The following is a 13,059-nucleotide window of genomic DNA, read 5'->3' as shown; positions in this document are numbered from 1 at the left end:
TACAACGACTGTAACGCAAAAAGCGAAAAAGGCGCATGACGCGCCTTTTTCGCTGGTGGTTTCGCGCGCACGTCGTTGTTTTAACGACGCAACTGCGCAAACGGTCACATTTACGCTTTCTGCTCGGGCTGACGCAGACGGATGTGCAGTTCCTTCAACTGACGCTCGTCGACTTCGCTCGGCGCCTGCGTGAGCAGATCCTGCGCGCGCTGCGTCTTCGGGAACGCGATCACGTCGCGGATCGAGTCGGCGCCCGCCATCATCGTGACGATGCGGTCCAGACCGAACGCGATACCGCCGTGCGGCGGCGCGCCGTACTGTAGCGCGTCCAGCAGGAAGCCGAACTTCAGGCGCGCTTCTTCGGCGCCGATCTTCAGCGCGCGGAACACCTTGCTCTGCACGTCTTCCTGGAAGATACGCACCGAACCGCCGCCGATTTCCCAACCGTTCAGCACGATGTCATAAGCCTTCGCGAGGCAGCGGCCCGGGTCCGTTTCCAGATATTCCAGGTGCTCGTCCTTCGGGCTCGTGAACGGGTGGTGCGCAGCGACGTAGCGGTTTTCTTCTTCGTCGTATTCGAACATCGGGAAGTCGACGACCCACAGCGGCTTCCAGCCCTTCTCGACCAGACCGTTGGCCTTGCCGAACTCCGAATGGCCGATCTTCAGACGCAGCGCGCCGAGGCTGTCGTTGACGACCTTCGCACGATCCGCCGCGAAGAAAATGATGTCGCCGTCCTGCGCGCCCGTGCGTTCGATGATCGCCGCGATGGCCGCATCGTGCAGGTTCTTCACGATCGGGCTTTGCAGACCGTCACGGCCCTTCGCCACTTCGTTGACCTTGATCCACGCGAGTCCCTTCGCGCCGTAGATTCGCACGAATTCCGTGTAGCTGTCGATGTCGCCACGCGACAGCTCGCTGCCCTTCGGCACGCGCAGCGCCGCGACGCGGCCGTCCTTCGTGTTGGCCGGCGTGCTGAACACCTTGAAGTCGACGTCCTTCATCGCGTCCGTCAGTTCGGTGAACTCGAGCTTGACGCGCAGGTCCGGCTTGTCCGAACCGAAACGGCTCATCGCTTCCGAGTACGGCATCACGGCGAACTTCGCGTCGAGGTCGACGCCGATCGTTTCCTTGAACACGTGACGCGTCATGTCTTCGAACAGGTCACGGATTTCCTGCTCGCCCAGGAACGACGTTTCACAGTCGATCTGCGTGAATTCCGGCTGACGGTCGGCGCGCAGGTCTTCGTCCCGGAAGCACTTGACGATCTGGTAGTAGCGATCGAAGTTCGCGACCATCAGCAGCTGCTTGAACAGCTGCGGCGATTGCGGCAGCGCGAAGAACTGGCCCGCGTTCACACGCGACGGCACGAGATAGTCGCGCGCGCCTTCAGGCGTGCTCTTGGTCAGCATCGGCGTTTCGATGTCGATGAAGCCGCGCGAATCGAGGTACTTGCGCACTTCCATCGTCACGCGATAACGCAGGCGCAGGTTGTGCTGCATCTGCGGACGGCGCAGGTCCAGCACGCGGTGCGTGAGGCGCGTGGTTTCCGACAGGTTGTCGTCGTCGAGCTGGAACGGCGGCGTGACCGACGCGTTCAGCACGTTCAGCTCGTGGCACAGCACTTCGATCTTGCCGCTCGTCAGGCTGGCGTTGGTCGTGCCTTCCGGACGATTGCGCACGACGCCCTTCACCTGGACGCAGAACTCGTTGCGCACGCCTTCGGCCGTCTTGAACATCTCAGCGCGGTCCGGGTCGCAGACGACCTGAACGAGGCCTTCGCGGTCGCGCAGGTCGATGAAGATAACGCCGCCATGGTCGCGGCGCCGGCTCACCCAGCCGCACAGCGACACGGTTTGACCCAGCAGGTGTTCGGTCACCAGACCGCAGTATTCAGATCTCATCGACATGATGTTTGTCTTTCGTTTTGCATTGGTTGAACGGCGCGCGCCGCACCGTGTGACGGGCGACGCGAGCCGGCATTACAGCGGTGGCTCGACAGGCGTGCGGCGCTCCGGCGCCGGCTGATTCGCGGGCGGAGCAACGACACCCATCGAGACGATGTACTTGAGTGCGGCGTCGACGGTCATGTCGAGCTCGATCACTTCGCTTTTCGGCACCATCAGGAAGAAGCCGGACGTCGGGTTCGGCGTGGTCGGCACATAGACGCTGACGTGGTCTTCCTTGAGATGGTTGACGACGTCGCCGCCGGGGATGCCCGTCAGAAACCCGATGGTATAAGAGCCTTTGCGCGGGTATTCGATCAGCAGCGCCTTGCGGAACGCGTTACCGCTCGACGACAGCAGCGTGTCGGACACCTGCTTGACGCTGGTGTAGATCGGGCCGACGACGGGAATGCGCGCGACGATCAGTTCCCACCAACCGACTAGCTTCTGCCCAACGAAGTTCTGCGTCAATAGGCCGACTACGAAAATGAAAGCGAGCGTCAATACGGCGCCGAGGCCGGGCAGGCGGAAGCCGAGCATCCGCTCCGGCTGCCACGAACGGGGCAGCAGCAGCAGCGTCTGATCCATCGTGCCGATGATCAGGCCGAGCACCCACAGCGTGATGGCAAGAGGTACCAGCACCAGCAGGCCAGTCAGGAACACCGATTTGAGCGTCGTCTTTTTCGTCGTCATGTATACCGCCAGAAATCCGCGCAACTGCGTTGCGCGGCGTCTACGTCACTCGTGGTGACGAAACTGCTAGGTACCCGAGCCGCTCGCGGGAGCGGATGCCGCTGCCGGCGCCGGTGCGGCAGCCGCCGCAGTCGTGGAAGCGGCGCTGTCGGACGAACCCGCCGCATCCGGCTTGCTGTCCGTTTTGGACGCTGACGCGTCCGAGGCGTTGCTGGCAGCGCCGCCCGAATTGTTGCCCGCGTTGTTGCCTGAATTGCCACCGCGGAAGTCCGTGACGTACCAGCCCGAACCCTTCAGCTGGAAGCCGGCGGCGGTGACCTGCTTGCGGAAAGCATCGGTTCCGCACTCCGGGCATTGCGTCAACGGGGCGTCGCTCATTTTCTGGAGCACGTCCTTCGCGAAGCCGCATGACTGGCAACGATAAGCGTAGATCGGCATGACCTTGTCCCTACTGAAATCTCTTAGAACGCTTGCAAAGCCTTGAATTATAGCCGCAAACAATGGCACGCCCCGGAATTCGGGGTGGAACGGCCGACGCAGCCGCCACTCTTTAGATGAGGTCGGCGGAACCGGGAATCAAGCCCTTGACGTAGTGCGCCTATGCAGCGCGCCGACGCAATGTCAGCCAACGCTCCCTTCCGGCGAAGACGGGGATCGAGTCGCTGACGGGTTCGTCTTCCAGCAACTCGAAATGGGGCGACAGCAGCGCGTCGAGTTCGGCACGCTCGATGATGAACGGCGGGCCTTTTGGTGAACCCTCGTCGCCAATGAAAAAGAAACCAGCGAGCAGCCCACCAGCGGGCAAGAGTTCAGCCATGCGCGCCAGCCAGTCCGCGCGCCGCGACGGCGGCATCGCGCACAAGAATGCCCGCTCGTAGATCCAGCCCGTCTGGAATGGTGGCGTGTACGTGAAGAAATCCGCCTGTTCGACGAGGCTCGCATGCGCGCCCAACTGAGCGCGGGCGGCTTCGACCGCATGGGCCGCGAAGTCGATCGCCCGAAGCGTCCAGCCTTTTTCGGCGAGCCACCATGCCTCGTACGCGCTGCCGCAGCCGGGAATGAGCACCGGCATCGGCGCGTGCCGGTCGACGAACGCCTTGAACGCCGACGGCACGCCCGCCTGATCCCACGGCGTGAAGCCGCGTTCGAAGCGCTCGTCCCAGAAGCCGGGTGCGTTCGGATCGCGGCTTTCGAAAGCGGGCGGCGCGGGAGAAACAGTTGGCTTGGGATCGCTCATCGGTCAACCTCGTGCGAGTTCAATAACCGCCGTACGCGATGGCGAGCCACGCGCGCGCCAGCACGGCACCGACGCCCACGGCCACGCCGAACATCAGCAGACCTTGCAGCAGCCGGTTCGTGCGCTTCTGCTCCAGCAGAATCTGGCGGATGGTTTCGTCGTTGATGCCTCGCTGCTGCGCGTCATGACGCTGGGCCAGCGCGTGATGAATCAGCCGCGGCAGTTGCGGCAGCGTCTTGCTCCACTGCGGCGCCTCGATCTTCAGACGCTCGTACCAGCCCTTCGCGCCGATCTGCTCGTTCATCCAGCGTTCCAGATACGGCTTCGCGGTCTTCCACAAGTCGAGTTCGGGGTCGAGCGAACGGCCCAGCCCTTCGACGTTCAGCATCGTCTTCTGCAGCAGCACCAGTTGCGGCTGGATTTCCACGTTGAAGCGGCGCGACGTCGAGAAGAGCCGCATCAGCACCTGGCCGAGCGAGATGTCCTTCAGCGCGCGATCGAAATACGGCTCGCAGACCGCGCGAATCGCGCTTTCCAGTTCTTCGACGCGCGTGGTGGGCGGCACCCAGCCGGATTCCAGATGCAGCGTCGCGACGCGGTGATAGTCACGCTTGAAGAACGCGAGAAAGTTTTGCGCGAGATAGTTCTTATCGAAGTCCGATAGCGCGCCGATGATGCCGAAATCCAGCGCGATATAGCGGCCGAAATGCACCGGATCGAGACTGACCTGAATGTTGCCGGGGTGCATGTCCGCGTGGAAAAAGCCGTCGCGGAACACCTGCGTGAAGAAAATCTCGACGCCTTCGCGCGCGAGCTTCGGAATATCGACGCCCGCCGCCCGCAGCATATCGACCTGGCTGATCGGCACGCCGACCATCCGTTCCATCACGAGCACGTTCGCCGTGCAGTATTCCCAGTACATTTCCGGCACGAGCAGCAGATCGAGGCCCGCGAAGTTGCGCCGCAGCTGGCTGCCGTTCGCGGCTTCACGCATCAGGTCGAGTTCGTCGTGCAGATACTTGTCGAATTCCGCGACCACTTCGCGCGGCTTCAGACGCTTGCCGTCGGCCCACAGCCGCTCTGCCCACACGGCGATGTCGCGCAGCAGCGCGAGATCGGAATCGATCACGGGCAGCATGTTCGGCCGCAACACCTTCACGGCGACCTGCTTGCCCGCGTGCTGGCCCGTCTTCAAGGTCGCGAAATGGACCTGCGCAATCGACGCGCTGGCCACAGGCACGCGCTCGAAGTCGTCGAAGATCGTATCGACGGGCGCGCCGAGCGACTTTTCGATAATGGCGATCGCCACCGCCGAGTCGAACGGCGGCACCTGATCCTGCAGCTTGGCAAGCTCGCTGGCGATGTCGGGACGCAGCAGGTCGCGGCGCGTGGACAGCACCTGGCCGAACTTCACGAAAATCGGGCCGAGGCTTTCGAGCGCGAGACGCAGCCGCACGCCCGGCGGCTGGTCGAACTTCCGGCCGATCGTGGTGATACGCAGCAACATCCGCACGCGGCGGTCGTTGATGCGGCTCAGCATCATCTCGTCCAGCCCGAAGCGGATAACGGTAAAGAAAATCTTGAGGAAACGCAGGAAACGCATGGTTGAGCCCGGTGACTAGCGCGTGCCGCGCGACGTGGCGGCGCCGCCCGGCGCATTGGCGCCGCGGGCTTCGACCTTCTGTTCGAGACGCTCGATGCGCTTCTCGACGCGCGCGAGCGCGTCGCGAGCGCGCGCCAGCTCGACGTTGAAGTCGTCGAGCGCGGTGCGGCGCACGAGCTGCGGGTTTTCGTCCAGCAGATATTCGGCTACCGATTCGAGCAGATTGCGGCCCGTGCGCAGCGCATGGTCGCCGACCGTGCGCGCTACCGACGCGATCCGCCACGCGGGCCCGTCGCCGATCACCTTTGCCAGATCTTCTTCCGGCTCCCAGCGCAGATGCTCGGCGAGCTTCGCGATGACCGTGGCGAACTCCGCGTCGCCTTCGATCTTCACATGCTTCATCACGGCCGCCTGGCCGCCTTGCAGGAACGCGGGGACGGCGTCCGGCGGCACGGAGACGGTGACGTCGAACGCGTTGTGCGCTTCGCTTTCGTCGACGGCGCTCAGATAGCCGTCCGGTTGTACCAGCAGGATCAGCGTGACGGGAGGACAGGACAGCCGCGCAGTCTTGCCGGCGTATGGGGTGAGACGTTCGCGCGCCCACGTTTCGCGAGCGAGCAGATGGTTGACGGCAGCAGCGAAGGGCTTGGCGGCAAGGGTCATCGGCAGTGGAAAGAGAAAACCCGCGCCGGCGACTGCCGACGCGGGTTCCTATTGTAACGTCCGTTCGCTTCGAGGCTGGCTCTGCCGAACGGCTAATCCTTTACGGGATCAGTGATGATTCGCTTGCTGGATGCCTGCAAGCAGCCAGCCTTCGCCGGTTCGCTTCGACAGGTTCCAGATTTCCTCGAACGACTCCGCCGCGCCGCCCGACGTTTCGCGGATCAGGCCGTGGAAGCGCACGCTCGCGAAATATTCGCTGCCGCGATCTTCGACGCCCAGCAGGTCGGCGTCCAGCTTCACGACGTCGGTCTGGTTCTTTTCGGCGCCGCGCGAGCTGAGGTCGACCCTCACCTCGGCGAACATTTCAGGCGTCGTGAACTCGCGGATGTCGTCCATGTTGCCCGCGTCCCACGCGGCCTGCAGACGCACGAAGTAGACCTTCGCGTTGCGCAGGAAAGCTTCCGTATCGAAGCCTGCCGGAACGGCCGGCGAGGTTGCGACTTCAGGCGTGGTCAGCGGGTTGCCTTGCGGCCCGAGATACGAGCCAGCCGGCGGTGCCGTGTAGCGCGGCTCCTGCGAATAACCCGTGCCGCCCGCGTTCAGCGTCGGCGCGCCGCCCGCGTATGCCGGCGTCTGCGCGTCGCGCTTGCGGCCGAGGAACTTGCGGATCAGCCAGACGGCGACGAAGGCAATCAATGCGATCACGATCAGGTTCGACATCATGCCGGCGAACGCTTCGCCAAGACCGAAGTGCGACAGCAGCGCTGCGATGCCGAGACCCGCCGCCAGACCGGCGATCGGTCCGAGCCAGCGCGAGCGGTTAGGCTGCGCGGCGGGCGTGGGCGGCGGCGTGGCGGGACGCTGCTGCTGCATCGCCTGCGACGGCGCACCCGGTGACGGCGAAGGCGCCGATTGCTGTGACGGCTGGGTGATGTTCGACTGACGCCCGATACTGCGGCCGCCGCCCATGCGTTTCGCTTCGGCGTCGAGCGAGGCCAGCGTGCCGATCGAAATCAGGCCGACCATCGCGATCAGTCCGATTCTCCTCGCCCATGCCCCCTTTACCTTACAACGAGATGACAGGTTCGAATCAGACATTTCTGCAATTTCCTTTTAAAAACGAGAAGTTAGGGACACTAGTATTTTGTCCCCACATGTAAGGCTACCACGCCAGCTGACAAATTGTAATATTTGACGGCTTCGAGGCCAGCTTGTTCCATCATCGTTTTCAAAGTTTCCTGGTCCGGATGCATGCGGATCGATTCAGCCAGGTAGCGGTAGCTCTCGGCGTCCTTGGCAAAGCGCTCGCCGAGCCATGGCAGCACCTTAAAAGAATAGACGTCATACGCCTTCTTGAGCGGGTCCCACACCTTCGAGAACTCCAGCACGAGCACGCGCCCGGCCGGTTTCAGCACGCGGCGCATTTCGGCGAGCGCTGCGTCCTTATGCGTCATGTTGCGCAAGCCGAATGCCACCGTCACCACATCGAAGTAATTGTCCGGAAACGGAATCTTTTCGGCGTCGCAAAGCAGCGTCGGGGTGATGATGCCTTTGTCGATCAGACGGTCGCGGCCCACGCGGAGCATCGATTCGTTGATGTCCGTGTGCCAGACTTCGCCCGTCTCGCCTGCCTGCTTCGCGAAGGTCTTCGACAGATCGCCCGTGCCGCCCGCGATGTCGAGCACCCTGTAGCCGGGCCGCACATTGGCCTGCGCGATCGTGAACGCCTTCCACGCACGGTGCATCCCGCCCGACATCAGGTCGTTCATCAGGTCATAGTTGGAGGCGACCGAGTGGAACACGCCGGCCACTTTCTTCGCTTTTTCCTGTTCGTCGACTGTCTGATAGCCGAAGTGGGTTTTGGTCATCGCGCTTCGTCCTTTCGCGTATTCTGAGAAATTGTTGCGCCGCATCAAGCGACGGGAAGGCCGGGAATCGTATCAGTGTCTGTGGCCGTGCGCAGGGCCGGATACGGGCATCGGCGCGTCCCGGTCGACGCCTGCCGCTTTAAGTTTGTCGAAATACTCGGCCCACAGTTCGTCCTGGCGGGTCGCAAGGTCCCACAGCAGGTCCCACGAATAGATGCCTGTGTTATGGCCGTCGGAGAAAGTCGGCTGCAATGCGTAGTTGCCGACGCCTTCGAGCGCCGTGATCGACACTTCGCGCTTGCCTGTCTGCAGCGTCTCCTGGCCCGGGCCGTGGCCGCGCACTTCCGCCGAAGGCGAATAGACGCGCATCAGTTCGAACGGCACGCGGTAACTCTTGCCGCCCGCGTACTGCAGTTCGAGCACGCGCGACACGGCATGAACGACGACGCCGGCGGGCACCGGCGTGTCGGGTTTCAATCCACTCATGATGACCTCAGGCGAGAGCGTGTTCGATTTCGCCGCGTACCGCTTCGCGCAGCAATGTGGCCTGCGCGCGCCGCTGCGACAGCATCGCCTCGGAAACCGTGCGCTGGCGCGGCGCCCAGATGGGCAGCGGAAAATGCGCGTCGTTGGAGAACCGGGGGATCACATGCCAGTGCACGTGTGGCACCTGGTTGCCGAGACTCGCCAGATTCACTTTGACGGGTTGCAGGATGCGCCGGATCGCGCGCTCGACGGCATACACCACGCGCATCACACGGTCGCGCTCGCCGTCGCCCAGATCGGAAAACTCGGCGACATGCCTGTTCCAGATCACGCGGCAAAATCCGGGGTAGTCGTGTTCGTCGGCGAGGACGACACGCAGCGTGTCGTCCTGCCACAGTACATCGCCGCCGTCCTCACGGCAGAAGATACAGTCCATCGTCGTCCTCGAGCGGAACCTTATATCGTGCCATTAGACCAGCACGCGCTCGATTCCGCCATTGTTCGCGCGCTGCACATAGTCGGCCATCCAGTTCTCGCCGAGCACGTGTCGCGCAATTTCGACAACGATATAGTCCGCTTCGATATTCGCGTCTTCGTTGTAGCGCGACAGGCCTTGCAGACAGGACGGGCAGCTGGTCAGGATCTTGACGTCGGTGGCCGCGCCGCTTGTTGCACCATTCGTTGCGCCGTTCGGCTGCGGGCCGTCGCCGGCCTTCAGCACCGAACCCGGCTGCGCATTCGCGCCCGCATCGGCGACAACGGGAATACCGCGCAACTTCGCCGCGCCCTTACGGATTTCCTCTTCCTTGCGGAAGCGCACCTGCGTCGAAATATCCGGACGCGTGACAGCCAGCGTGCCCGACTCGCCGCAACAACGATCGTTCTTCTCGATCCTGTAGCCGTCGTTCTTTTCGGCCCCCATCAGCTCATTGACCAGCTTGACCGGGTCCATCGTCTTGATCGGCGTGTGGCACGGGTCGTGATACATGTAGCGCGTGCCCGTCACACCCTCGAGCTTGATGCCCTTCTCCAGCAGGAATTCGTGGATGTCGATGATCCGGCAACCCGGGAAGATCTTCTCGAATTCGTAGCCCGCCAGCTGGTCGTAACACGTGCCGCACGACACGACCACCGTCTTGATGTCGAGATAGTTCAGCGTGTTCGCGACACGGTGGAACAGCACGCGGTTATCCGTGACGATCTGTTCGGCCTTGTCGAACTGCCCCGAGCCGCGCTGCGGATAGCCGCAACACAGATAGCCCGGCGGCAGCACCGTCTGCACGCCCGCTTCCCACAGCATCGCCTGGGTCGCGAGACCGACCTGCGAAAACAGGCGCTCGGAACCGCAGCCGGGGAAATAGAACACCGCTTCCGAATCGACCGTCGTGGCCTTCGGGTTGCGGATGATCGGCACGATCTTGTTGTCTTCGATGTCGAGCAGCGCGCGCGCCGTTTTCTTCGGCAGGTTGCCCGGCATCTTCTTGTTGACGAAGTGGATCACCTGCTCGACCACAGGCGGCTTGCCCGTCGTCGCGGGCGGATGCGCCGTCTGCTTCTTGACGAGCTTCTTCAGCACGTCGTTGCCGAGACGCTGCGCCTTGTAGCCGACGCCCATCATCGCGGTGCGCGCGAGATTGATGGTCTGCGGATTCGTCGCGTTGAGGAAGAACATGCCCGCCGCGTTGCCCGCGTTGAACTTCTTCTTGCCCATCTTGCGCAGCAGATTGCGCATGTTCATCGTGACATCGCCGAAGTCGATCTTCACCGGACACGGCGTCACGCACTTGTGGCAGACGGTGCAGTGATCGGCGACATCGTTGAACTCGTCCCAATGCTTGATCGACACGCCACGGCGCGTCTGCTCTTCGTACAGGAACGCCTCGACCAGCAGCGACGTGGCGAGAATCTTGTTGCGCGGGCTGTACAGCAGGTTCGCGCGCGGCACGTGCGTCGCGCACACGGGCTTGCACTTGCCGCAGCGCAGGCAGTCCTTCACCGAATCGGCGATCGCGCCGATATCGGACTGCTGCATGATCAGCGATTCATAGCCCATCAGCCCGAACGACGGCGTGTACGCGTTGCGCAAATCGGCGCCCTCGAGCAGCTTGCCCTTGTTGAAGCGGCCATGCGGATCGACGCGCTGCTTGTACGCGCGGAATTCGCCGATCTCGTCTTCCGTCAGGAATTCGAGCTTCGTGATGCCGATGCCGTGCTCGCCGGAAATCACGCCATCCAGCGAACGCGCGAGCTTCATGATGCGCGCCACCGCGTGATGCGCGTCCTGCAGCATCTCGTAGTTGTCGGAGTTGACGGGAATGTTCGTGTGAACGTTGCCGTCGCCCGCGTGCATGTGGAGCGCGACGAACACGCGGCCGCGCAGCACCTGCTTATGGATGGCCTGCGCTTCGTCGAGGATCGGTTTGAACTCGCCGCCGTTGAAGATCTGGCGCAGTTCCGCGCGGATCTCCTGCTTCCACGACACGCGCACCGTGCGATCCTGGACGATATGGAACACGTTCGCGTCCGGTTGATCGTCGACACGATCCGCGAATTTCTCCGCGAGCCCCGCATAGCCGAGTCCCACCAGATAGTGCTGCGCTTCACGCAACGACAGATCGAGCTTGTCGCGCAGGAATTCCCAGCGCTTCTTCACATGGCCGAGCAGTTCGAGCGCCTGCTGCACGCGATCTTCGAGCAGTTCGGCGCTCGGAATTTCGTTCGCGTCGTCGCTTTTGCCGAGCGGCAGCTTGCCGCTCTTGAAGAACGCTTCGAGCGCGTCGACCAGTTGCAGCTTGTTCTTGATCGACAGTTCGATGTTGATGCGCTCGATGCCGTCCGTATACTCGCCCATGCGGTTGAGCGGAATCACGACGTCTTCGTTGATCTTGAACGCGTTGGTGTGCTTCGCGATCGCGGCCGTGCGGCTGCGGTCGAGCCAGAAGCGTTTGCGCGCCTCGGCGCTCACGGCGACGAAGCCTTCGCCGCTCTTGCCGTTGGCCATGCGGATCACTTCCGACGTCGCCGTCGCGACGGCATCGGCATCGTCACCGACGATATCGCCGATCAGCACCATCTTCGGAAACGCATTGCGCTTGCTCTTGGTCGCGTAGCCGACCGCGCGCAGATAACGCTCGTCGAGGTGTTCGAGGCCCGCGAGAATCGCGCCGCCCTGTTTCGACGTTTCGAACAGATAGTCCTTGATTTCGACGATGCTCGGAATCGCTTCGCGCGCCTGGCCGAAGAACTCCAGACAGACCGTGCGCGTATGCGCGGGCATCTTGTGCAGCACCCAGCGCGCCGACGTAATCAGGCCGTCGCAGCCTTCTTTCTGGATGCCCGGCAGACCAGCGAGGAATTTATCCGTGACGTCCTTGCCGAGACCTTCCTTGCGAAAACGCCGCCCTTCGATGTCGAGCGACTCGGTGCGCAGCAGCTTTTCGCCCGGCGCGTATTCGCCGTCGAACCACTTCAGTTCGAAGCGCGCGACGGGAATGTCGTGAATCTTGCCGAGGTTGTGATCGAGGCGTGTGACTTCGAGCCAGTTCCCTTCCGGGTCGACCATGCGCCACCACGCGAGGTTGTCGAGCGCCGTGCCCCACAACACCGCCTTCTTGCCGCCTGCGTTCATCGCGACATTACCGCCGATGCACGATGCGTCCAGCGAGGTCGGATCGACGGCGAACACATAGCCCGCCTGCTCGGCCGCTTCCGTCACGCGACGCGTGACGACGCCTGCGCCGGAGAAAATGGTCGGCACCTTGTGCGCGACGCCGGGCAATTCGGTCAGTTCGACCGCGCCGAGCTGTTCGAGCTTTTCAGTGTTGATGACAGCCGAGAACGGCGTCAGCGGCACCGCGCCGCCCGTATAGCCCGTGCCGCCGCCGCGCGGAATCACGGTCAGGCCGAGTTCGAAACACGCCTTGATGAGACCGGCGATTTCGGCTTCCGAGTCCGGCGTCAAGACGACGAACGGATATTCGACGCGCCAGTCGGTCGCGTCCGTCACGTGCGAAACACGCGCAAGGCCGTCGAAACGGATGTTGTCCTTCTGCGTCTGGCGGCCCAGCACCTTGGTCGAGCGGCGGCGCAGCTCGGCCATCTTCTCGAACTCACCCGCAAACGCATCGACGGCGCGGCGCGCGGCGGCGACCAGCGTTTCGACACGCGCCGCGCGATCGACGCCCGCATCGTCGCCATGTTCGACGAGGTCGGCGCGGCGGCGCTTTTCGATTTCGGTCAGACGGTGATTCAACGCTTCGATCAGCAGCGCGCGGCGCTTCGGGTTGTCGAGCAGATCGTCCTGCAGGTAAGGATTGCGGCGCACGACCCAGATATCGCCGAGCACTTCGTACAGCATGCGCGCCGAGCGGCCGGTGCGGCGTTCCGCGCGCAGTTCGTCGAGCGCGGCCCAGGCTTCGTCGCCGAGCAGGCGAATAACGATTTCGCGGTCGGAAAACGACGTGTAGTTGTACGGGATTTCGCGCAGACGCGGTTCGGCGTCGGCGGCAACGGTGGCGGCGGCGCCGTGCGGATCGAAAACTTGAGGTGCGTTCATGTTTGGAC

11 protein-coding genes are annotated in these 13,059 nt (G+C 63.2%); all 11 read right to left on the bottom strand.

The window, feature by feature from the left end; translation table 11 throughout:
- Positions 1-110 precede the first annotated feature (110 nt).
- On the bottom strand, positions 111-1,910 hold the full coding sequence (gene aspS, locus PPGU16_RS02080; protein WP_180721490.1) for an aspartate--tRNA ligase: 1,800 nt from the start codon (positions 1,908-1,910) through the stop codon (positions 111-113).
- 72 nt (positions 1,911-1,982) lie between these two features.
- Positions 1,983-2,639, bottom strand: a complete 657-nt coding sequence (locus tag PPGU16_RS02075; protein ID WP_035986599.1) for a DUF502 domain-containing protein — start codon at positions 2,637-2,639, stop codon at positions 1,983-1,985.
- Between the two features lie 66 nt (positions 2,640-2,705).
- Positions 2,706-3,077 carry an FmdB family zinc ribbon protein gene (locus PPGU16_RS02070; RefSeq protein WP_180721489.1) on the bottom strand — a complete coding sequence of 124 codons (372 nt, stop codon included), beginning with the start codon at positions 3,075-3,077 and terminating at the stop codon, positions 2,706-2,708.
- 160 nt (positions 3,078-3,237) lie between these two features.
- Positions 3,238-3,876 carry a class I SAM-dependent methyltransferase gene (locus PPGU16_RS02065; protein WP_180721488.1) on the bottom strand — a complete coding sequence of 213 codons (639 nt, stop codon included), beginning with the start codon at positions 3,874-3,876 and terminating at the stop codon, positions 3,238-3,240.
- Positions 3,877-3,895: 19 nt separating this feature from the next.
- The gene (ubiB, locus tag PPGU16_RS02060; RefSeq protein ID WP_180721487.1) at positions 3,896-5,479 is read right to left on the bottom strand and encodes a ubiquinone biosynthesis regulatory protein kinase UbiB; all 1,584 of its coding nucleotides are present in this window, start codon (positions 5,477-5,479) and stop codon (positions 3,896-3,898) included.
- Between the two features lie 15 nt (positions 5,480-5,494).
- Positions 5,495-6,142, bottom strand: coding sequence for a ubiquinone biosynthesis accessory factor UbiJ (locus PPGU16_RS02055; protein WP_180721486.1), 648 nt, complete (start codon positions 6,140-6,142; stop codon positions 5,495-5,497).
- A 108-nt stretch (positions 6,143-6,250) separates the two neighbouring features.
- Positions 6,251-7,240, bottom strand: a complete 990-nt coding sequence (locus PPGU16_RS02050; RefSeq protein WP_180721485.1) for a Tim44 domain-containing protein — start codon at positions 7,238-7,240, stop codon at positions 6,251-6,253.
- A gap of 38 nt (positions 7,241-7,278) precedes the next feature.
- Entirely contained in the window at positions 7,279-8,010 is a 732-nt protein-coding gene (gene ubiE / locus PPGU16_RS02045) for a bifunctional demethylmenaquinone methyltransferase/2-methoxy-6-polyprenyl-1,4-benzoquinol methylase UbiE (protein WP_042315322.1), read from the bottom strand.
- Positions 8,011-8,082: 72 nt separating this feature from the next.
- Complete coding sequence (locus tag PPGU16_RS02040) at positions 8,083-8,496, bottom strand: gamma-butyrobetaine hydroxylase family protein (protein WP_180721484.1); 414 nt, start codon at positions 8,494-8,496, stop codon at positions 8,083-8,085.
- Between the two features lie 7 nt (positions 8,497-8,503).
- Complete coding sequence (locus PPGU16_RS02035) at positions 8,504-8,932, bottom strand: HIT family protein (protein ID WP_042315302.1); 429 nt, start codon at positions 8,930-8,932, stop codon at positions 8,504-8,506.
- Positions 8,933-8,965: 33 nt separating this feature from the next.
- A complete protein-coding gene (locus PPGU16_RS02030; RefSeq protein ID WP_180721483.1) occupies positions 8,966-13,051 on the bottom strand; it encodes a DUF3683 domain-containing protein in 4,086 nt (1,361 codons plus the stop codon).
- Positions 13,052-13,059 lie beyond the last annotated feature (8 nt).

The sequence above is a fragment of the Paraburkholderia largidicola genome (genome assembly GCF_013426895.1).
GTDB classification, from domain to species: Bacteria; Pseudomonadota; Gammaproteobacteria; order Burkholderiales; family Burkholderiaceae; genus Paraburkholderia; species Paraburkholderia largidicola.
This window is presented reverse-complemented; position numbering and strand designations above follow the sequence as displayed.

What these genes read in the sequence shown, in the direction of transcription:
- aspS (WP_180721490.1), bottom strand. Translation starts at nt 1,910, where the DNA reads ATGTCGATGAGATCTGAATACTGCGGTCTGGTGACCGAACACCTGCTG.
- PPGU16_RS02075 (WP_035986599.1), bottom strand. Translation starts at nt 2,639, where the DNA reads ATGACGACGAAAAAGACGACGCTCAAATCGGTGTTCCTGACTGGCCTG.
- PPGU16_RS02070 (WP_180721489.1), bottom strand. Translation starts at nt 3,077, where the DNA reads ATGCCGATCTACGCTTATCGTTGCCAGTCATGCGGCTTCGCGAAGGAC.
- PPGU16_RS02065 (WP_180721488.1), bottom strand. Translation starts at nt 3,876, where the DNA reads ATGAGCGATCCCAAGCCAACTGTTTCTCCCGCGCCGCCCGCTTTCGAA.
- ubiB (WP_180721487.1), bottom strand. Translation starts at nt 5,479, where the DNA reads ATGCGTTTCCTGCGTTTCCTCAAGATTTTCTTTACCGTTATCCGCTTC.
- PPGU16_RS02055 (WP_180721486.1), bottom strand. Translation starts at nt 6,142, where the DNA reads ATGACCCTTGCCGCCAAGCCCTTCGCTGCTGCCGTCAACCATCTGCTC.
- PPGU16_RS02050 (WP_180721485.1), bottom strand. Translation starts at nt 7,240, where the DNA reads ATGTCTGATTCGAACCTGTCATCTCGTTGTAAGGTAAAGGGGGCATGG.
- ubiE (WP_042315322.1), bottom strand. Translation starts at nt 8,010, where the DNA reads ATGACCAAAACCCACTTCGGCTATCAGACAGTCGACGAACAGGAAAAA.
- PPGU16_RS02040 (WP_180721484.1), bottom strand. Translation starts at nt 8,496, where the DNA reads ATGAGTGGATTGAAACCCGACACGCCGGTGCCCGCCGGCGTCGTCGTT.
- PPGU16_RS02035 (WP_042315302.1), bottom strand. Translation starts at nt 8,932, where the DNA reads ATGGACTGTATCTTCTGCCGTGAGGACGGCGGCGATGTACTGTGGCAG.
- PPGU16_RS02030 (WP_180721483.1), bottom strand. Translation starts at nt 13,051, where the DNA reads ATGAACGCACCTCAAGTTTTCGATCCGCACGGCGCCGCCGCCACCGTT.